This window comes from Archangium gephyra (assembly GCF_049060025.1).
In the GTDB taxonomy this organism is placed as follows: domain Bacteria; phylum Myxococcota; class Myxococcia; order Myxococcales; family Myxococcaceae; genus Archangium; species Archangium gephyra_A.
Map to the genome: position 1 here is coordinate 1 of NZ_JBMEQQ010000002.1, position 18764 is coordinate 18764.

Genomic DNA, 18764 nt, shown 5'->3' on the forward strand with positions numbered 1-18764 from the left:
AGACGTCGCGCTCCCCGGACGATCCCAGCCTCGGCCCCCCGCTCAACAACCTCGGCGCGGCCTTGCGCGCTCAGGGCCGGCTGGACGAGGCCCGGCAGTACCTCCAGCGGGCGCTCGCCATCTTCGAGCGCAGCAAGGGCCCGGACCACCCCAAAGACCGCCGACCGCGCCTGCGCGCTCGGGATGGTGGCCGACGACGCCCAGAATCTGGAGGAGGCGCTCGGCTACCAGCGGCAGGCCCTGGAGCGCATCCAGCGCGCGCTGGGTCCGGACTCCCCGCGGACCGCCGCGCCGCTGATGTACCTGGGGCTCGTCCAGCACCGGATGGGCCAGCTCGACGAGGCGCGGCGCCACCTGCTGCGCGCCCTGCGGCTGTGGGAGAAGGAGAACGGCCCGGACAGCGCCACGGTCAACAACGCGCTGCTGCCCCTGGCCCGGCTCGAGCTGACGGCGGGTTCGCCCCAGAAGGCGCTCGAGTACTGCCAGCGCGCCCTGGGGAACGATGAGCAGGTGCAGGGGACGGATACGCCGGACATGGCGGCGGATTCCACGTGCATCGCCGAGGCCCGGCGGGCGTTGGTGACGCGGAGCAGGCCGCGCCGTTGCTCGAGCGCGCCCGGCGGGTCCACGCGCGGGCCCCGAGGGATTCGCTTGACGAGGCCTGGGGCTCCTTCCTGCTGGCCCGGGCCCTCGGAGAGCGGGAGCCCGCCGTGGGCTGGCGCGTGCCGCCGCGCTGGCGGAAGAGGCCCGGGTGCAGATGTCCCGCCTGGGCACGCGGGCGCGCCTGGAGCTGAAGCAGGTGATGGACTGGCAGGAGCGGCACCCGGCTCCGTCCTTGGTGGCCCAGAAGGCGGGGACGCCATGAGCGAGCCCCGGGAGAGCGGACTTCCTCGCGGTGCTGCGGGCCGGCCCAGGTGCGCCCACGGAGCGCCCGACTGCAGGCAGCGGAGGGCCTGGAGACGCTCCTGCGGGAGCTGCTGGAGAAGGGGAGGGGAGCGTGGCCCGCCGTCTCGCTCGACGGCGGAGACCTTCGTGCGGCACCTGGCGCGGCACCTGCCCGCGGAAGGTGTCACCGAGGTGCTGCGCCAGCTCCATGGGGCCGATCTGTACCTCGCGTGCGCCTCGCGGTGGGGGAGCGCCAGGCCCTGCTCGCCTTCGAGCAGCAGGTCTCCAGAAGGTGCCCGCGCGGCTGGGGCAGGTCTCCGCGTCCACCGTGGACGAGGTGCTGCAGGTGATGCGCCAGCGGCTGCTGCTGGGCCGGGGCGAACGCCTCCGAGGATCGCCGACTACTCGGGCCGGGGACCGCTGCTGGCCTGGGTGCGCATCATCGGGGTGCGCATCGTGGGCGAGCTGGCGAGCCAGGACGAGCGCCAGGGGCCTCTTCGACGAGCCGCCGGAGACGCTCGCGCGGAGGCTGCGCCGGATGACCCGGAGAAGGAGGTCCTCAAGGAGGACTCACGCCAGGCGCTCGTCACCGCGCTGCGCACGGCCCTGGCCGTCATGCCCGAGCGGGAGCGGGCCCTGTTGCGCCTGCACCACATCCATGGCCTCACCATGGACCGGCTCGCGACGATGTACGGCGAGCCCCGCTCCAGCATCGCGCGCCGGGTGATGCAGGCCCGCGAGCGGTTGCTGAGGCTCACCCGGGGGAGCTGGCCTCCCGGCTGAAGCTCTAGGGCTCCGAGCTGGAGAGCCTGCTGGGCCTGGTGCGCAGCCGGTTGGATCTCAGCCTCCACCGGTTGATGGATTGAGACGGGACTTGAGCCCGTCCGCGCGGGGCCGGTAGGGTGCCCGGTCCCTGTTGGCGGAGAGGACACATGCCCATCGAGTTCACCGTGCGCGAGGATCGCCGCGTCGCCGGAGCGGGTCTTCAGTGCCTTGAAGGACCTGGATGCCGCGAGCAAGTGGATGCCGAACCTGGTGGGCATCGAGAAGCTCTCGCCCGGGAAGTTCGGGGTGGGGACGAAGTGGCGCGAGACGCGGCGCATGTTCGGCAGGGAGGCCAGCGAACCTTCGAGGTCACCGGCCTCGAGCCCAACAAGTTGGTCGAGCTGTACGTGGATGGGACGCAGGGCAGCTCGAAGCGCGGGCACTACCGCTTCCGGTACCGGCTCGAGCCCGCGGGCGGGAAGACGGCCCTGACGATGGAGGCGGAGATTGGCGGGATGGGGTTCCTCCTGGAGCTGTTCGGCCGGCTCATGCTGGGCAGCTTCAGACGGCTATCGTCTCGGACCTGGAGGCGATGGTGGGCTACCTCGAGGGCCCGAAGAAGGCCTGAGCCCGCCTCCGGCGCTCCACGAGCACCGCGAGCCCGAGCAGCCCCAGGGTGCCGAGGGAGAGGAGCGCCCCGAGCCCCAGCCGCGGAGTGCGGTAGGTGAAGGAGACGCGGTGGGTGCCCGCGGGCACCCGCACCCCGCGCACCGCGAGGTTGGCGGGCAGGACGGGCGTGGGCTGTCCGTCCAGGGTCGCGCTCCACCCGTCGTAGAAGGCGTCGTTGAGCACCAGGGCCGCCGGGGTGCGTGCCTCCACCTCGACCCTTCACGGACCTCGGCGTGTAGTGGACGACGCGCACCTGGCCGGGCTCTCCCGCGGCGGGAGGTGACTCGTCGCGAGGCGTGCCGGGCGGGCACTCGAGACGGCCCGCTGGCCGGGGCGGAAGGAGCGCGAGAGCACGAGGGCACGCGCGGCGGGCTCGTCCGGCACGCAGACGGGCGTGGCCAGATAGGCACGAGGCAGCGCGTTGGGATTGCGCAGCAGCACCACGCCCGCCCCCACGCGGGGCTCCTTGGCGAGGATGACCTCCCGGTCGCCGGAGATTCGCCGACAGGCCCGCGCATCCAGGGCCAGGTAGCGCACGTGGTAGAGGCCGGGAGAGGCGTCCCACCCAGAGGCTGGCGGAGTCGGGGGTGTAGAGCAGCCCGGCCATGCGCCGGGAGGCGGCGGGGAGGTAGGGCCCGGCGCTCTCCAGGTGCCAGAGGGGCGGGCGTGTCCCGCGGAGCCCCACGGCGAAGTTGAGGGACATGAGGTCCACGGGATGGAGTCCCTCGGGCACGTGGCGCGGCGGAGATTTCCGCGCCCCCGAAGACACGCGGCCGCACCGGGCTCGCGTCCGCCTCCCGCTTCAGGATGAGCTCCACGAAGGAGGTGGGCTGCTCCAGCACGTCCGTGAAGGTCACATGGTAGGAGCCCTCGTTGGCCTGGTAGAGGACGGCGAACTGGAGCCCGAGGATGGCCGCCGCGCACCGGGCCGGGGGGGGCTCGCGCGAGCACCACGCCCATGAGGCCGAGCGTGATGGCGCCCACCCCGGCGGCCTGGATGAAGTTGCCGTGGAGCACCTCCAGGATGGTGGGATGGCCCTCTTCCAGAGGGAATGGAGCACCCCACGGGAGAACAGCCGCAGTTGCGACTCGCCCAGCGCGAGCAGCCCGCAGACCCCCGCGAGGACGAACCCGGCCCGGGCGAGGCGCCGTGCCACGGAGGGCTCGCGCAGGACGGCCTCCAGTCCGGCCCCCGCGCCGAGGGCGCACGGGAACAGGATGTAGGGCAGCAGCTTCTCCGGGTAGCGGAAGGCGTTCCAGAGGGGAATCGACGTAGAACCAGCGGTAGAGCGGCACCTGTGCGCCATCGTCAGGGCGAGGATGGCGAGCGTGACGCGGACACCTTCCACGTCAGCGGGTGGCGACGCCATATCCACAGGGCGCCTCCCAGCAGCAGGACGGCCGGGAGCCCCATGTACACCGAGGACACCCAGAAGCCCCCCATGCCCGACTTGAACAGCTCATCGGCCATCACGCTGGAGGCCGCCGTCCCCGACTCCGGGTCGAGGTAGAGCGCCCCGAGGGCGAGTTGAGCAGCCGCAGGGGATGGAACGAGAAGTAGGTGGCCCACTGGAGCGTCGGGGCGCTGGGCCAGGCGTTCTTCACCGTGGTGAGGACGGGGAGGATTTGCACCGGGACAGCAGCGCGCCGAGCACGATGAGCAGGCCGGCCCGGGCGCGGTCCGCAGCGCGCCCGCGCGATCCGGGCGCAGCAGCACGAGCACCAGCAGCAGGCCGTTGCACAGGGCGAAGCTCTGGGCATCCCCGCTGAGGAGGACGAGGCTCAGCGGCAGCGCGGCGGCGGTGGCACGGCCCGCCGAGGGCGCACGCAGGAAGCGCTCGGCGCCCCAGAGGGCCCAGGGGAAGGTGCTGGCCGCCATGAGGTAGAGCAGGTTGTTGCTGATGCCCACCATGTAGCCGCACAGCGCGTAGGTGAGCCCCGCCAGCAGCGCCGCCCACCGGCCCAGGCCCCAGAGCCGGGCGAAGAGGTAGGTACCGCCCAGCGCCGCCACGTAGGAGAGCAGGGTGATGACCTTGAGCGCCGTCCCCACGGGCAGCAGCAGGTAGAGCAGGTTGGCCGGGGTGGAACGCCCCGGAGATGAGCATGCCCGGGTAGGGCTGACCCAACGCGTTGTACGGGTACCAGTCCGGGAACTGGAGCCGCGGCACCCGCTCGGCCCGGAACTCCCCAGCGGGTAGTAGACCCGGAGGATGTCGCGCGAGGCGAAGATCTTCTCCGAGAAGGCCGCCCGGTGGAAGTAGAGGAGGGGGAGGGCGAAGGCGGTGGCCACCACCGCGAGGCGCGCTCTGGCCTGCTGGGAGAGAGGCATGGGCTTGCGGCGCCCGACCTTGCCAGGAGCGGTTGATGGACGGCAATGCTCCTCGCGCCGCACGCGGTGAGCGGAGCCCGCGCCCGTTGGCAACTCCGCCCGTTTCACATGAAGCCGCACGCCCGCTCTCCAGGCGCCCAACCCGCTCCGTTGTGCACCAGCAGTGGAAACTTGCGCGTCCCCGAGCACAATCCGCCCTCTGAATGAGGGAAACCCAGGGGGTCTGGCCGCTTCTTTTCCTCCAGCAGGTGCACTGCTAGAGTGCACACGGAACTTTCCGTAGGACGAGGTAGGAATCTTGCTGGGATGGAAGAAACACACGGACGGCACTGCTAGGGACACGTCAACTCCGAGCCCTTCCAAGTGGGTTGGCGCTCCAACTAGACTCTTCCACCTGATCTCGACATGCCCGGTCGTGACCACAGCACCGGCCCGCGTACTCCACGGGCCGCGCCGGCTTCCCGGATGGCCACTCTCCTCCGCCCTCTCCCCCTTCTCCCCGCCCGTCCCGTTCATGACCGCGCGGTCCCGTCGCCCTCTGACGTCACCGCAGGAGCCTGATTCCCATGTCCTCCCTCGAGCAGGCTGATCTCAAGAAGCTCCCCGTGCGGCTGGTCATCGCCGCCAACTCGAACTCCTATACGGTTTTTCCCGCGCTGGTCTACATGGTGGGGCTGATCACCGGCCTCAACAAGGACGAGGCCATCTGGTTGTTGATTTGGGCCCTGCCCGTCGCCGGCACGCTCTTCGCGGCCGTGGGACCCTACGTCTTCATCAAGAAGCTGGTGGAGAACGCCTTCGCCACCAATCCCGGTGAGCGCGCCAGTGCGCGCCTGGAGCGCATCCTCAAGATTCCCCGCCAGATGGAGGTCGGCCTGGCCATCGGGTCCGTGCTCTCCATCCTCACGGTGACGGCCGCGCCGGTCGTTCGCTTCGGCAAGAACCTGTGGCTGATTCCCTGGACGCTCGTCGTCGTCTCGCTGCTGGTCTTCCTGCTGATGATCCAGCTGCGTCCGGGTTGGGAGCGCATCCTGCGTCCCTATGCCCTCGCGGAGTTCCACAAGAACCCCGAGGCCATTCCGCAGGGCAGCGGCATCTTCTGGGTGCGTCAGCGCTGGTACCTGCCGTACGCCTTCGGCGTCTTCGTGGCCTGCACCATCGCCACGGTCACGAGCGTGCTGCTGCGCGAGGGGTACAACAACTTCCTGCACCTGCGTGAGCAGATGCTGGGCCCGGTGACCCCCGACCAGTTCCTCTCCCTGCTCGACGGCGCCGTGGCGAAGATGGTCAGCGATGCGCTGCTTCCCCTGGGCCTGCTGGGCTCCTACCTGCTGGTGAGCGCGGCCTTCTCGGCCTGGCAGCTCTCCCGGTACCAGACCGAGGCCGCCCAGAGCGTGCAGACGACCGTGGAGGCCCTCGCCTCCGGTGAGCCCAAGCTCCCCGAGTGGGTGTCCACCGACGAGATCGGCGACCTGGCCGCGGCCACCGCCAAGGCGTTCGGCCGCCTCAAGGCCTTCTCCGCCTCGCTGGGTGAGTCCGCCCACGCCCTGCGCCGCTCCGCCGAGCAGCTCGGCCTGTCCACCAGCAAGCAGACCGAGGCGCTCACCCATCAGGCCACGGCCCTCCAGGAGACGCAGGTCACCGCCCAGGAGATCAAGCAGACCTCCGCGCTCACCGCCCAGAAGGCCGAGGGCATCCTGCAGCAGACCGAGAAGGCCGATCAGATCAGCCGCGCGGGCGAGGCCGCCATCCAGCAGAGCCTCAACGGCCTGCAGGAGATTGGCGAGCAGGTGAAGGAGATGGCCCGGCAGATCCGCAACCTGGATCAGCGCACCCGGCAGATCGCCAGCATCACCACCACGGTGAAGGACCTGGCCGACCAGTCCAACATGCTGGCGCTCAACGCCGCCATCGAGGCCGTGCGCTCCGGCGAGCACGGCAAGGGCTTCGGCGTCGTCGCGCGTGAAATCCGCACCCTGGCCGATCAGTCCATCCGCGCCACCAACAACGTCCGCTCCATCCTCCAGGACATCAGCACGGCCATCCGCACCACCGTGAGCATGACCGAGAAGGGCTCGGAGAAGGTGGAGAGCAGCCTCATCCAGGTGCGCGAGTTCGGTAACAACATCACCGAGCTGTCCGGCATCGTCCGCGACAACGCGGCCTCCGTGCGGCAGATCACCGCGGCGGTGACCCAGCAGAACACGGGCATCACCCAGATCTTCCAGGCGGTGAACGACCTGTCGCGCCTGATGGATCAGACGATGGTGCAGCTCCGCACCTCCGACGAGGCCCTGGATCTCGTGCGCAACGTGACGGACAAGGTGGCGGCCATGTCGGGCGAGAGCCGGTCGTCCACCGCCCCCCGGCCGGTGGCTCGCGGAACCTCCGTGGAAAGCAACTGAGTCCGTCCCTCCCCCCCACACCCCCCGGAATCCGCCATGCCCCCCCCGTACAAGCCCGTTCCCCGTTTCCGTGAGCCGTTGTTGGTTGGGAGCTGGTCGGCCTTCAAGGACGACCGCATGGGGTTGCCGCTGCGGGTGGCCCGGGAGTGTGGCGAGTTCGGCGAGTTCCGGGTGGGGCCCATGCCGCTCTATCTCGTCAACAGCCCCAAGATGCTGCACGTGGTGCTGTCCGAGAAGGCCGCGGTCTTCAGCCCGGAGTCCTTCGCCAAGAACTTCACCCCGGTGCTCGGCCGCACCGCGCTGCCGGCCATCCACGGGGAGCGGCACCGGAAGATCCGCCGCATCATGGCTCCGGCCTTCACGCCCAAGCGGCTCAACGGCTACTGCGAGCAGATGGTGACGCTCACCGACGAGGCCCAGCGCACCCTCGCGGATGGTGCGGACGTGGACATGATCGCGGTGACGCACCGGCTGACGCGCGACATGATCGCCAAGGCCGTCTTCCTCATGGACATCAACGAGGAGGACAGCTTCTTCGAGGCCCTGCGCACCGTCGCGGAGTTCATCGCCGAGAGCACGGCCAACCCGCTCCGGCTCCCGCTGTCCGTGCCCACGCCGAAGAACAAGCTGGTCCGCGAGGCCATCGCGTTCATGCGCGGCCGGGCCCAGAGCCTGATCGCCCTGGGCCGCGAGCGCGGCGACAAGGGCGACGTGCTCTCCATGCTCCTGCTGTCCAAGGACGAGGACGGGGTCGGCTTGACCTCGGAGGAGCTGCTGGACCAGGCCCTGACGCTCTACCTGGCCGGCCACGAGACCACCTCCAACGCGTTGTCCTGGCTGTGGCTGGCGCTGGCCCGGTTCCCGGACATCCAGGCCCGGCTCCATGCCGAGCTGGACAGTGTGCTGGGCGGAAGGCTTCCGACCCATGCGGACCTGCCCCGCCTGCCGTACACGCTCCAGGTCATCAAGGAGTCGATGCGGCTGTTCCCGCCCGCGAACATCTTCGGCCGCGAGCCCACGGAGGACATCGAGGTCGAGGGCTACGGGCTGCGCAAGGGGCAGGTCCTGCTCATCTCCCCGTACGTCATCCACCGGCATCCGGAGTACTTCCCGGATCCGGAGCGTTTCGATCCGGAGCGCTTCACGCCCGAGAACGAGAAGAAGCTGCCGCGCGGCGTGTACATCCCCTTCAGCAGCGGGCCCCACGTCTGCATCGGCCAGCACTTCGCGCTGATGGAGATGCAGCTCACGGTGGCGCACATGTGCCAGAACGTGAGCTTCTCGCTCGTGTCCGACCAGCCCGTGCGCCCGCTGACGGCGTCGACGCTCGCGCCTTCTCCGTTCCTGCTCAAGGTGAACCGGCGCAGGGCCGCCATGGCGCTCGCCTCCTGATCGCCGGCGGCGTTCCCCCCCTCGGAGCCCCATGTCTTCTCAAAAGAGAGCGCCCTTCGGAGCAAGTACCTCGAGGGCTTGCCCGACAAGGGCGCGCACGTCTTCGCGCTCACCCAGGAGCTTCCGCCGCGCTGCGCCCGTGGATGGATCGCCACGATCGCATGATCTCGCTGACGACGAGCCGCGACATCATGCGCAACGCCCGGGCCAAGCAGCTCTGCCTGACCCTGGCCGCCGCGGCCCCGTTCCTCGACGTGTCCCGGCTGATGCCCGCCACGTGCATGGGCACCTGGTTCTTCGTCGTGGACGAGCTGACCGATGAGCACGGGCTGACCTCGTCCGCCCAGTGGGGCAAGCTCGTGGGCCTCCACGCGCTGTTCTCGCCCGGCCGCCAGGACGCCATCGACACCCAGGGGGATGAGCGGCTCGCGCCCCTGCTCGAGGCGCTGAGCGACCTGCGGGGCCTGCTGCGCCAGTACCCGATCTTCGAGACGTTGAGCCCGGAGCTGGCCAGGGCCCTCGAGGAGGGGCTGAGCGGCATGCCGGGCCGAGGCGCTCTGGAGCGCCGGCTCCTCCGATGCGTCGCGGCCCTCGTTCCCGAGCCTCGAGGAGTACCTCGAGAAGGGCGCCCTGCAGACCACCGGCGTCATCCCCGTGTGCCTGTGCATGATCAGCGCGATCGATGATCCGTCGATCCGCTCCCACCTGCCGCGGCTCCTCGAGATGGCGCATCAGGTGGCCATCTGCGTGCGTCTGGCCAACGATCTCCGGACCTACGAGAAGGAGCTTCGCCCAGGGGAAGCTCAACGCCCTGGGAATCGTGCAGCAGGTGCTCCTGAAGGACGGCAAGGCGCCCGATGCGGCGGCGGCCCTGGCGCTCGCCCGTGAGGCGGTGCAGGACAAGCTCTCCCTCACGGTGAAGCGCTGCATGGAACTGGGCGGTCCCGAGAGCAGAGAGAAGACGCAGACGATGCTCCCCGAGCGTTTCATGATCAACCTCGTGGCCTTCGTTTGCGACTTCTATACCCACCACGACTATCACCACGTTCTCGTGAGGCAGGATGGCAATGAGCTCGACGCAGGCACTTCCTCTCAATCCTGATCAGAACCCGTCAGGGGCTTCCAAGGCCCTGACGCCTGCCGCGAAGATCATCCTGGAGGATCTGCGAGGACTGATCGCGGACCTCGGCAAGGACGGCGGGCTGTCCAATGGCTCCGTCTACGACACGGCCATGGTGGTGCGCCTGGCCCCTCCGGAAGAGGGTCCCGAGGCGGCCGTGGAGTGGCTGCTGCAGCAGCAGCACGCCGATGGTGGCTGGGACAACCCCAAGGTGCTGCGCGCGCGCGACATGCCGACGCTCGCCGCCGTGCTCGCCCTGCACGTGCGGGGCAAGGACGAGCGGGCGAAGCGGGCCGTGGAGCGCGGGTTGGAGTTCATCCGCCAGCAGCGCCCCTACTGGACGGTGCTGCCCGAGGATCTCCTGGTGGGCGTGGAGATGAACCTGCCGCGGCTGCTGGATGCCGCCGTGGACCTGGGCCTGGACGTCCCGGTGGACCAGTACGCCGCCGTCATCGAGGATGGCAAGCGGCGCCGCGAGAAGCTCGGCCGGCTGAAGCAGTTCTTCCCCGGCACCCCGCCGGCCCTCACCTTCGAGGGGTGGGGCACGGAGCCGGATCCCGCGCTGATGGATCCGGACGGCGGTATCGGGCCGTGCCCCGCGGCCACCGCCGCCTGGATCGACCTGGCCAAGGATCGTCCCGAGCTGCAAGAGCACGTCGCCCGGGCGCGGCGGTACCTGAAGGCCTCCGAGGCGGGCACGGATGTCCGCCTTCCGGGCGTGGTGCCCGCCACCTGGCGCATCGATCTGATGGAGCAGGGGTGGGGCCTGTTCGCGGTGCTGTGCGCCGGCCTGCTGGATCACCCGCTGCTGGCGGATGATGAGAATGTGCAGAAGCACCTCGACGTGCTCGAGAAGGCGCTCTCCCGCGGCGGCATCGGCTTCACGAAGTACTTCATGCCCGATGGGGACGACACCGCCGTCGTCCTCGCGGTCCTCAAGGCCGCGAAGCGGCCCGCGGACATGAAGATCCTCAGGCAGTACGAGCGTGGGCAGCACTTCTTCACCTATCCCCAGGAGACGCACCCCTCGCTGACCACCACCGCGCACGCGGTGATGGCGTTGAACCTCGTGGGCGAGAACACGGAGCAGTGGGTGCGCGCCATGCTCGACATGCGGGCGGCGGACGGCCGCTGGCTGCTGGACAAGTGGCAGATCTCCTGGCTCTACACGACGGCCCAGGTGATGCTCTCCATTCCGGATCCCCACCTGATGCGCAACTCCGTCGAGACCCTGCTCGATGAGCAGAAGCAGGACGGCGGCTGGGGCGCCGCCGGCCACACGACGACGGTGGAGACCGCCTTCGCGGCGCTCGTGCTCCACTCGCTGCGAGGCAAGGGCCTCCACGAGGAGCGCATCCACGGCGCGCTGGCGCGGGCCAACAAGTACCTGCGGAGCAACTACCGTCCGTTCGTCCTGAACCAGGAGCCCTTGTGGATCGGCAAGGCGCTGTACTGCCCCTTCCGCATGGATCGCGCCTTCGAGCTGAGCGCAATGCTGGCGCTGGCGCTCGCGGAGGACTGAGCGTCACGGCGGGCGCTCCGGCGGGGACCCGGGGCGCCTGACGCGCTCACCACCGCACGTGCATGGAGTCGAAGCCGCGGAAGATGAGGCTGCTGCACTTGTGCCGCGGCGGCCGCTCCGGATCCAACCGCAGCTCGGGCATCCGCTGCAGGAGCACCTCGAGGGCGATCTCCAGCTCGCGCCGGGCCAGGCCCGCGCCCAGGCAGTGGTGCGGGCCGAAGGAGAACGTCAGGTGCTTCTGGTGGAGGTGGTCGCGGGTGATGTCGAAGCGATCCGGCTCGGAGAACACCGCCGGATCCCTGTTGGCGGCGGCGATGCCCATGAAGACCACGTCTCCCTTGCGCAGCGTCTTGCCGCGGAGCTGCATCTCCTCGCCGACGATCCGGTAGTGGAAGGGCACCGCCGGGCGGTAGCGCAGCGACTCCTCCACGGCCGCCGACAGCAGCTTGGGATCCTGCTGGAGCAGCCGGAGCTGCTCCGGGTGCGTCAGCAGATCATGGATCAAGTTGCTGAGCTGATCCGTGGTGGTCATGTGCCCGGCGTTGAGCATGAGGATGGCGTTGGCCACCAGCTCCTCCATGGTCATGCCGGGCCCCATCCTGGGATCATGCCCGTGCATCATCTGGCTGAGCAGATCCTGGCCGGGCTCGTGGCGGCGCTTCTCGGCGAGCGCCGTCATGTGCGCCGCGAACTCCTTCATGGCCGTGTCGGCCTTCTTGGCCATCGTCACCACGTCCATGCCCACCGTGAGGCCGCCGAACTCGGCGATGGGGGCGGCCCACTGCAGGAGCAGCTCGTGCTCCTCCTGAGGCATGCCGAACAGCTCTCCGATGACGCGCGGGGGCAGCTCGTAGGAGACGGACGGCACGAAGTCCATCTGGCCGTCCTTCTGCACCCGGTCCAGCAGCATGTGCATGGTGCGCCGGATGGCGGGCAGCCAGCTATCGAGCGCCTGGGGCGTGAAGCTCGGGTTGGCCTGACGGCGCATGCGGATGTGATCCCGCCCGTCGTACATCATCATCTGCAGCTTGATGTTGCCGGTGAAGTGCTCGAGCAGCGACGGATCCAGGCCCTGGAGCTGCTGCTCCATCAGGCTGACGCGGTTGGCGCTGAAGCGCGCGTCCCGGAAGCTGTTCATCACGTCGTCGTGCCGGGTGAGGAACCAGCCGTGGACCTCGGGCGCCCAGTGCACCGGATCGGTCTCCCGCAGCGTCCGGTAGAACGGGATGGGGTTCAGCATGTTCTCGGGGCTGACGGGGTTGAGGTCAGCCGTCCGCGCGGTGCTTTCCGCGGGTGTCGTCACAGGAGTGCCCGATCCGGTCATGGCTCAGGAAAGTAGTCCCGGTTGATTGGGATGTCGAGAGAAGTCAGAGGCAGAATCCATGCCACACCGATGCAGAACAGTGGGTGATTCTCCGAGCGAAAGCGGGGGTTGGAGGTCACCCGACAGGTAGGGCCGGAATGACGCCACGAGACCTCGTGGGTCCCGGCCCCGGCAACCGGATTGATGGGGCCGGTGAGGCTGCCTGCCCGGTAGGGGAGGGCCATCGGGGAAGCAGCGGAATCGCGGGCCGGGATCCGTTATAAGCCTGCCCGAAATGTTCACCGGACTCATCCAGGACATCGGTGTGGTGGAGCGCGTCATCCCCGGCGGCATGACGGACGTGTGGATCCGCACGGCGCTGGGCGCGAAGGACTTCGCGCTCGGCGAGTCGATCGCCGTGGATGGGGCCTGCCTGACCGTGGTGGAGCGCGGCGGGGACTCGTTCCGCGTGCAGGCGGCCCCGGAGACGCTGCGGCGCACCACGCTGGGCGCGGTGGCGCCGGGCTCGCGCGTCAACCTCGAGCGGGCGCTCGCGCTGGGCGACCGGCTGGGCGGCCACCTCGTCAGCGGGCACGTGGACGCCGTCAGCGAGGTGCTGGAGACGCGGCCCGAGGGCGGCTCGTGGGTGATGGTCTTCCGGCTTCCCGAGGCGCTGGCGCCCTTCTTCATCGAGAAGGGCTCGGTGGCCATCGACGGCATCAGCCTCACCGTCAACACGGTGGGGGTGGACCGCTTCAGTGTGCAGCTCATCCCGGAGACGCAGGAGCGCACCACGCTGCGCGCCAAGTCCGTGGGCGAGCGGGTGAACCTGGAGGGGGACATGATTGGCAAGTACGTGGCGCGGCTGGTGTCGCTGCGCCAGGGCCCGGGTGGCGGGCTCTCCGAGGCGGTCATCAAGGCGGCCGGTTTCGGCGGATGATTCGAAGGAAAGGCCAGGACGCAATGGCGCGCGGTGGCAGGCAGCACGAGTCGGACAGCATCTCCCTGGTGGAGAAGGCGCTCGCGGAGATCCGCAAGGGGCGCATGGTCATCCTCACGGATGACGAGGACCGCGAGAACGAGGGAGACCTCGTCATGGCGGCGGAGAAGGTGACGCCGCAGGCCATCAACTTCATGGCCACCCACGGGCGCGGGCTCATCTGCCTGTCGCTCGTCGAGGAGCGCATCCGCCGGCTCAACCTGCCCCTCATGGTGCAGGACAACACCTCGTCCTTCCAGACGGCCTTCACCGTCTCCATCGAGGCCGCCCAGGGCGTGTCCACCGGCATCTCCGCCGCGGACCGCGCCCACACCATCCAGGTGGCGGTGGCCCCCGACGCGAAGCCGAGCGACCTCGCGCGCCCCGGCCACATCTTCCCGCTGCGCGCCCGCGATGGCGGGGTGCTCGTGCGCACCGGCCAGACCGAGGGCAGCGTGGATCTGGCGCGCCTGGCCGGCCTCTCGCCCTCAGGCGTCATCTGCGAGATCATGAACCCGGATGGGACCATGGCCCGCCGGCCGGACCTGGTGAAGTTCGCCCGGAAGCACAAGATGGTGCTGCTGTCCGTGGCCGACATCATCCGCTACCGGCTGGAGCGTGAGCGGCTCGTCAAGCGCCTCGCCGAGACGACGCTGGAGCGCCGCGGGCAGGGCTCCTTCCGGGCCTACACCTACGGCAGCGACGTGGACAGCGCGGTGCACGTGGCCCTCGTCAAGGGCGACATCTCCGGCCGCGAGCCCGTGCTCACCCGCGTCCACCGGGCCTGCCTCGTGGGAGACCTGCTGGGCAGCGCCGGGTGTGACTGCGGCAGCCAGCTCGAGCAGGCCTTCCAGCGGATCGAAAAGGAGGGGCGCGGGGTGGTCATCTTCCTCCAGCGCGACGTGCCCCCGAAGAACCGCCTGCAGTGCACCCACGTCTCCAACGAGGAGGCGGTGCCGGGCAACAACGATCAGACGCGCCTGCGCGAGTTCGGCGTGGGGGCTCAAATCCTCAAGGACCTGGGGCTGTCCCGGCTGCGCCTGCTCACCAACAATCCCAAGAAGATCGTGGGGTTGGAGAGCTACTCGCTGGAGGTGGTGGAGCAGATTCCGCTCACCCTGTCCGCCGAGCCGGTGCGGCGGGTGGCCGCTCGCCGTCCCCCCCGTAGGAAAACTCTGTAAGGACGCCAGCCGGGTGGCTGGTGTAGAGAGGGGCCGCACATGCCTCGCTACATCGAAGGTGACTTTCTTCCTCCCAAGGGCCGTTTCGCCATCTGCGTGGCCCGCTTCAATGCGTTCATCACCGAGGAGCTGGTGAAGGGCGCGGTGGACACGCTGGTGCGCCATGGAGTGGCCGACGGCGACATCGACGTCTTCCGCTGCCCCGGCACCTATGAGCTGCCGGCGCTGACGCGGCGCGTGGCGGAGTCGCGCGCCTACGTGGGTGTCATCACCCTGGGCGCCGTCATCCGCGGCGGCACCCCGCACTTCGACTACGTGGCGGGCGAGTGCGCCAAGGGCATCGGCAACGTGGCCTTCAACGCGCAGGCGGCCGTCACCTTCGGCGTGCTCACGTGCGACACGGTGGAGCAGGCCATCGACCGGGCCGGCGTGAAGGCCGGCAACAAGGGCGCAGAGGCCGCCGCCGCCTGCATCGAGATGGTCAACCTCCACGTGAAGCTGGCCACCACGCTGGCCGCGGACGGGAAGAAGGGCTAGCCATGGGCGCTCGGAGAACCGCACGGGAGCGCGCGCTGCAGGCGCTCTATCAACTGGAGATGACGCCCGGGTCCGTCCACGAGGCCCTGGAGTCCGCGTGGGCCGCCACCGAGGAGGTCCACAAGGAGGCCGAGGCGGTGAAGTTCGCCCGCGAGCTTCGTCGACGGCGTCATGGGGAACCGGGCGGAGATCGACCGGCTCATCGAACAGCACAGCCACAACTGGCGGTTGGATCGCATGTCGCGCATCGACCGCAACGTGCTGCGCCTGGGCGTCTTCGAGCTGAAGTACCGCCCGGACATCCCCAAGAAGGTGTCGCTCAACGAGGCCGTGGAGCTGGGCAAGAACTTCGGCACCGAGGAGTCCAGCGCCTTCGTCAACGGCCTGCTGGACCGCGTGGCCGCGGCGCTGGGGAAGCAGTGAACGTCGCCGCCTGCGATGCCAACCTGCAGGGCCTGGACTCGCTGGAGGGGGTGGACGCGCTCTGCCTCTTCGTCGGCGAGGACGACCGGCCCCTGCCGGGCTCGGCCGGTTACGTGGACTGGCGGCTGTGCGGCGCCCTGTCGCGCGTGCTCCAGTCCGGCTTCTTCGTGGGCGCCCGCGACGACTCCCTCCTGCTGCCCACCGACGGCCGCTTCCCCGTGCCCCGCATCTTCGTCATCGGCCTGGGGCGCAGGAAGGGCCTGGATGCCTCCTCGCTGGGCGAGGCGCTCGCCAATGCCGGCCAGGTGCTCGCCCGGGCGAAGGTGGAAGCCGTGGCCCTGGAAATCCCCGGAACTGGCGCGCTGGACGAGGCCACCCGGGCTTCCGCCCTGTCGGACAAGTTCCTCCCCGCCTTCAAGGGGAAGAAGGTCGCCGTCCTGGCGGACAAGGAACTGGCGCGCCGTCTGCCGGGACGCAAGGGCTGAGGCTCGCCGCCGCCCTCCGTTCTGCTACGATGGAGGGCCGGTTCCCAACCCATGAAGTTCAAGATCCTGATCGTGGAGGACTCCAAGGCATCGCGCGAGCTGATCGCCGCGACGGTGGAGTCCATCTCCGGTCTGGAGGCCATCGTCACCAGCAGCGGCTTCGAGGCCCTCAAGCTCCTGCCCCGGCACCGGTTCGATCTCATCATCACCGACATCAACATGCCGGACATCAACGGGTTGGAGCTGATCAACTTCGTCAAGAAGAACCCGAACTACCGCGACACGCCGCTGTTCATCGTCACCACCGAGGGCCGTGAGAAGGATCGCGACCGCGGGCTGGCGCTCGGCGCGGCGGAGTACCTCGTCAAGCCCTTCTCGCCACAGAGCCTGGAAGGGCTCGTGCGCCGCTACCTCAAGCTCGCGTGAACCAGGCCGGAAAAGCACTCGCGGAGTTCGTCGCCGAGGGGACCGAAATCCTCGAGGCCCTGGGCAAGGACCTGCTCGTGCTGGATCAACAGCGCGGCACGGACCCGGACCCGGATCTCATCAACGGCATCTTCCGGGCCGCGCACTCGCTCAAGGGGCTGTCCGCGCTCTTCGGCCAGGAGCGCATCTCGAAGCTGGCCCACCAGGCCGAGGATCTGCTGGACCGGCTGCGGTTGGGCAAGCTGTCGCTGGACGACAAGGTGCTGGACTCGCTCATCGAGGCGCTGGACGTGCTCCAGGCCCTGCTGGCCGAGGCGTCGCGTGAGGTGTCCTCGGACGCGCTGTCGGGGCGTGTGACGGAGCTGGGCACGCGGCTGGCGAACCTGGGCGTCACGGCGGCCGCCGTCGACGAGGATCCGTTGGAGCGGCTGGAGCTGGACGCGCAGGTGCGCGCCGTCTTCACCGAGTACGAGGAGCACCGCCTGCGCGAGAACGTGCGCCGCGGCGTGGCCCTCTACCGCGTGCGTGCCGCGTTCGACCTGTCCGACTTCGACACGGGGCTGGCCGACCTCAACTCGCGCCTCAAGCCGCTGGGCGAGGTCGTCAGCACGCTGCCCTCGTCGGAGCCCGGTGGGGCTTCCGGCATCGCGTTCGATCTCATCTTCGGCGCCAAGGTGGCGGAGCAGGAGCTGGCGGCGAAGCTCCAGGGCACGCCCGCGCAGCTCTTCGCGCTGAAGGTGCGCGGCGCCCAGGCCCCCGCGGCGCCCGCCTTCACGGCGCAGCCGGTGGCCCAGGTGTTCCGGCAGTCCGCTCCCGCCGAGGCGCCCGCCGCGCCCAAGAAGCCGCGCAAGAAGCGGGCCCCCAAGGGCAGCGGCGCGGAGACTTCCGCCGCGGGTGGCACGGAGCGCACGCAGAAGGTCACGGAGCTGCGCGCCGTCGAGGAGGCCAGCCCGGAGGAGCTCACGCAGGAGGTGCTGGAGACGATGCGGATGGTGGAGTCCTCGCCTCCGCGCTTCGAGCTGGCCGGGCCTCCCGTGCGCACGCTGACGGATGAGCCGGCCTCCCCGCGCGGTCCGCGGCTGGAGAACGAGTCGGCGCGCTCGCTCACCCAGACGGTGCGCGTGGACATCAGCCGGCTGGACGCGCTGATGAACACCGTGGGCGAGCTGCTCCTCATCAAGGCCAACCTGCAGCGCATGGTGGAGTCCGCGCGGCAGCAGGAGGGCGCGGTGATGCTCTCCAGCAAGCTGTTCGGGCAGGAGCTGTCGCGCGAGACGCGGCAACTGGAGCGCAAGCTGGACGCGCTCCAGCAGGGCCTGCTCGAGGCCCGCATGGTGCCCGTGGGCCAGGTGTTCGACCGGCTGGCCCGGCTGGTGCGCCGCATCGCCCGGGACGCGGGCAAGGAGATCGACTTCGTCATCGGCGGCGGCGACGTGGAGCTGGACAAGCTCATCGTCGAGGAGCTGAGTGATCCGCTGATGCACATCATCCGCAACGCCATCGATCACGGCGCGGAGTCGCCGGAGTCGCGCATGGCGGCGGGCAAGCCCCGGCGGGCGCGCGTGTCGCTGCGCGCCGAGCAGAAGGGCAACCACGTCGTCATCGAGGTGAGCGACGACGGGGCGGGCATCGACGAGCTGGGCGTGCGCGACATGGCCCTGCGCAAGGGCCTCATCACCGAGGCCCAGGCGCGGGAGATGAGCCGGCGCGAGCTGCTCAACCTCATCTTCCTGCCGGGCTTCTCCACCGCCCGCAGCGTGTCCGAGCTGTCCGGCCGCGGCGTGGGCCTGGACGTGGTGAAGAACAACATCGGCAACCTGTCCGGCATCATCGACGTGTGGAGCGAGCGCGGGCAGGGCACGGCCTTCCACCTCACGCTGCCCGTCACCCTGGCCATCATCCGCGCCCTGGTGGTGGGCGTGAGCGGGCGCACCTACGCGGTGCCGCTCAACAGCGTGCTGGAGATCCTGTCCGTGAAGCCCTCGGAGATCCGCACCGTGGAGCGGCGCGAGGTGCTGGACGTCCGGGGCACCACGCTGCCCCTGATGCGCCTGGCCCGGCAGTTCGGCCACCCCGAGCGCCAGAACGACCGGCACTTCGTGGTGGTCGCCGGCCTGGCCCAGGAGCGGCTGGGCATCGCCGTGGACGAGCTGCAGGGCCAGCAGGACATCGTCGTCAAGTCGCTGGGTGGCCGCCTGCAGGGCGTGCGAGGGATCTCCGGAGCGGCGGACCTGGCCAACCGGCGCACCGTCCTGGTGCTGGATGTCGGTGCCTTGCTGGAAGAGGGGATGAGCCTGGAACGACGCCGCGCGTGATGCCTCCGGCCGTGAGGCTGCTATCCTT

18 protein-coding genes and 3 pseudogenes are annotated in these 18764 nt (G+C 69.7%); 17 read left to right on the plus strand and 4 right to left on the minus strand.

What is annotated here, in order from left to right:
- From ACN28I_RS00060 to ACN28I_RS00075, 4 genes and pseudogenes are all read left to right on the plus strand, one after another.
- Positions 1–143: pseudogene (locus tag ACN28I_RS00060) on the plus strand (tetratricopeptide repeat protein); the annotation flags it as partial.
- A gap of 25 nt (positions 144–168) precedes the next feature.
- Positions 169–495, plus strand: a pseudogene (locus ACN28I_RS00065) (tetratricopeptide repeat protein); the annotation flags it as partial.
- A gap of 1005 nt (positions 496–1500) precedes the next feature.
- Positions 1501–1668, plus strand: coding sequence for a sigma factor-like helix-turn-helix DNA-binding protein (locus ACN28I_RS00070; RefSeq protein WP_420948527.1), 168 nt, complete (start codon positions 1501–1503; stop codon positions 1666–1668).
- Positions 1669–1845: 177 nt separating this feature from the next.
- Positions 1846–2142 carry a hypothetical protein gene (locus tag ACN28I_RS00075; protein ID WP_420948528.1) on the plus strand — a complete coding sequence of 99 codons (297 nt, stop codon included), beginning with the start codon at positions 1846–1848 and terminating at the stop codon, positions 2140–2142.
- A 108-nt stretch (positions 2143–2250) separates the two neighbouring features.
- Here the strand turns inward: ACN28I_RS00075 and ACN28I_RS00080 are convergent, their stop codons facing one another.
- From ACN28I_RS00080 to ACN28I_RS00090, 3 genes are all read right to left on the minus strand, one after another.
- Positions 2251–2529: a YfhO family protein gene (locus ACN28I_RS00080; RefSeq protein WP_420940160.1), complete on the minus strand. Its 279-nt coding sequence runs from the start codon at positions 2527–2529 to the stop codon at positions 2251–2253.
- Between the two features lie 9 nt (positions 2530–2538).
- Positions 2539–2856 carry a hypothetical protein gene (locus ACN28I_RS00085; protein WP_420940161.1) on the minus strand — a complete coding sequence of 106 codons (318 nt, stop codon included), beginning with the start codon at positions 2854–2856 and terminating at the stop codon, positions 2539–2541.
- Positions 2857–3628: 772 nt separating this feature from the next.
- The gene (locus ACN28I_RS00090; RefSeq protein ID WP_420940162.1) at positions 3629–4648 is read right to left on the minus strand and encodes a hypothetical protein; all 1020 of its coding nucleotides are present in this window, start codon (positions 4646–4648) and stop codon (positions 3629–3631) included.
- A gap of 566 nt (positions 4649–5214) precedes the next feature.
- Between ACN28I_RS00090 and ACN28I_RS00095 the strand changes: the two genes are divergently transcribed.
- From ACN28I_RS00095 to ACN28I_RS00120, 6 genes are all read left to right on the plus strand, one after another.
- Positions 5215–7053, plus strand: coding sequence for a methyl-accepting chemotaxis protein (locus ACN28I_RS00095; protein ID WP_420940163.1), 1839 nt, complete (start codon positions 5215–5217; stop codon positions 7051–7053).
- Between the two features lie 36 nt (positions 7054–7089).
- A complete protein-coding gene (locus ACN28I_RS00100; protein ID WP_420940164.1) occupies positions 7090–8445 on the plus strand; it encodes a cytochrome P450 in 1356 nt (451 codons plus the stop codon).
- 161 nt (positions 8446–8606) lie between these two features.
- The gene (locus ACN28I_RS00105; protein ID WP_420940165.1) at positions 8607–9131 is read left to right on the plus strand and encodes a hypothetical protein; all 525 of its coding nucleotides are present in this window, start codon (positions 8607–8609) and stop codon (positions 9129–9131) included.
- Complete coding sequence (locus tag ACN28I_RS00110) at positions 9076–9333, plus strand: hypothetical protein (protein WP_420948529.1); 258 nt, start codon at positions 9076–9078, stop codon at positions 9331–9333. Before ACN28I_RS00105 ends, ACN28I_RS00110 begins: the two co-directional genes overlap by 56 nt.
- The gene (locus tag ACN28I_RS00115) at positions 9266–9547 is read left to right on the plus strand and encodes a hypothetical protein (RefSeq protein WP_420940166.1); all 282 of its coding nucleotides are present in this window, start codon (positions 9266–9268) and stop codon (positions 9545–9547) included. The genes ACN28I_RS00110 and ACN28I_RS00115 overlap by 68 nt, the downstream gene beginning before the upstream one ends.
- Positions 9513–11087: a hypothetical protein gene (locus tag ACN28I_RS00120; protein WP_420940167.1), complete on the plus strand. Its 1575-nt coding sequence runs from the start codon at positions 9513–9515 to the stop codon at positions 11085–11087. Before ACN28I_RS00115 ends, ACN28I_RS00120 begins: the two co-directional genes overlap by 35 nt.
- A 46-nt stretch (positions 11088–11133) precedes the next feature.
- On the opposite strand, the gene ACN28I_RS00125 is transcribed toward ACN28I_RS00120, so the two are convergent.
- On the minus strand, positions 11134–12327 hold the full coding sequence (locus ACN28I_RS00125) for a cytochrome P450 (protein ID WP_420940168.1): 1194 nt from the start codon (positions 12325–12327) through the stop codon (positions 11134–11136).
- A 358-nt stretch (positions 12328–12685) separates the two neighbouring features.
- Here ACN28I_RS00125 and ACN28I_RS00130 point away from each other — a divergent pair, with 358 nt between their 5' ends.
- From ACN28I_RS00130 to ACN28I_RS00160, 7 genes and pseudogenes are all read left to right on the plus strand, one after another.
- Entirely contained in the window at positions 12686–13330 is a 645-nt protein-coding gene (locus tag ACN28I_RS00130; RefSeq protein ID WP_420940169.1) for a riboflavin synthase, read from the plus strand.
- 23 nt (positions 13331–13353) lie between these two features.
- Positions 13354–14550, plus strand: coding sequence for a 3,4-dihydroxy-2-butanone-4-phosphate synthase (gene ribB, locus ACN28I_RS00135; RefSeq protein WP_420940170.1), 1197 nt, complete (start codon positions 13354–13356; stop codon positions 14548–14550).
- A gap of 39 nt (positions 14551–14589) precedes the next feature.
- A complete protein-coding gene (gene ribE, locus ACN28I_RS00140; RefSeq protein WP_420940171.1) occupies positions 14590–15087 on the plus strand; it encodes a 6,7-dimethyl-8-ribityllumazine synthase in 498 nt (165 codons plus the stop codon).
- Between the two features lie 2 nt (positions 15088–15089).
- A pseudogene (gene nusB, locus ACN28I_RS00145) lies at positions 15090–15510 on the plus strand (transcription antitermination factor NusB).
- Complete coding sequence (locus ACN28I_RS00150) at positions 15507–15995, plus strand: M17 family peptidase N-terminal domain-containing protein (RefSeq protein ID WP_420940172.1); 489 nt, start codon at positions 15507–15509, stop codon at positions 15993–15995. Before nusB ends, ACN28I_RS00150 begins: the two are co-directional and overlap by 4 nt.
- Positions 15996–16046: 51 nt before the next feature.
- Complete coding sequence (locus tag ACN28I_RS00155) at positions 16047–16421, plus strand: response regulator (protein ID WP_257461214.1); 375 nt, start codon at positions 16047–16049, stop codon at positions 16419–16421.
- The gene (locus ACN28I_RS00160) at positions 16418–18736 is read left to right on the plus strand and encodes a chemotaxis protein CheA (protein ID WP_420940173.1); all 2319 of its coding nucleotides are present in this window, start codon (positions 16418–16420) and stop codon (positions 18734–18736) included. The genes ACN28I_RS00155 and ACN28I_RS00160 overlap by 4 nt, the downstream gene beginning before the upstream one ends.
- The last annotated feature ends 28 nt before the right edge of the window (positions 18737–18764 follow it).

What these genes read in the sequence shown, in the direction of transcription:
- ACN28I_RS00120 (WP_420940167.1), top strand. Translation starts at nt 9,513, where the DNA reads ATGAGCTCGACGCAGGCACTTCCTCTCAATCCTGATCAGAACCCGTCA.
- ACN28I_RS00125 (WP_420940168.1), bottom strand. Translation starts at nt 12,327, where the DNA reads ATGCTGAACCCCATCCCGTTCTACCGGACGCTGCGGGAGACCGATCCG.
- ACN28I_RS00095 (WP_420940163.1), top strand. Translation starts at nt 5,215, where the DNA reads ATGTCCTCCCTCGAGCAGGCTGATCTCAAGAAGCTCCCCGTGCGGCTG.
- ACN28I_RS00070 (WP_420948527.1), top strand. Translation starts at nt 1,501, where the DNA reads ATGCCCGAGCGGGAGCGGGCCCTGTTGCGCCTGCACCACATCCATGGC.
- ACN28I_RS00100 (WP_420940164.1), top strand. Translation starts at nt 7,090, where the DNA reads ATGCCCCCCCCGTACAAGCCCGTTCCCCGTTTCCGTGAGCCGTTGTTG.
- ACN28I_RS00130 (WP_420940169.1), top strand. Translation starts at nt 12,686, where the DNA reads ATGTTCACCGGACTCATCCAGGACATCGGTGTGGTGGAGCGCGTCATC.
- ACN28I_RS00155 (WP_257461214.1), top strand. Translation starts at nt 16,047, where the DNA reads ATGAAGTTCAAGATCCTGATCGTGGAGGACTCCAAGGCATCGCGCGAG.
- ACN28I_RS00105 (WP_420940165.1), top strand. Translation starts at nt 8,607, where the DNA reads ATGATCTCGCTGACGACGAGCCGCGACATCATGCGCAACGCCCGGGCC.
- ACN28I_RS00090 (WP_420940162.1), bottom strand. Translation starts at nt 4,648, where the DNA reads ATGCCTCTCTCCCAGCAGGCCAGAGCGCGCCTCGCGGTGGTGGCCACC.
- ribE (WP_420940171.1), top strand. Translation starts at nt 14,590, where the DNA reads ATGCCTCGCTACATCGAAGGTGACTTTCTTCCTCCCAAGGGCCGTTTC.
- ribB (WP_420940170.1), top strand. Translation starts at nt 13,354, where the DNA reads ATGGCGCGCGGTGGCAGGCAGCACGAGTCGGACAGCATCTCCCTGGTG.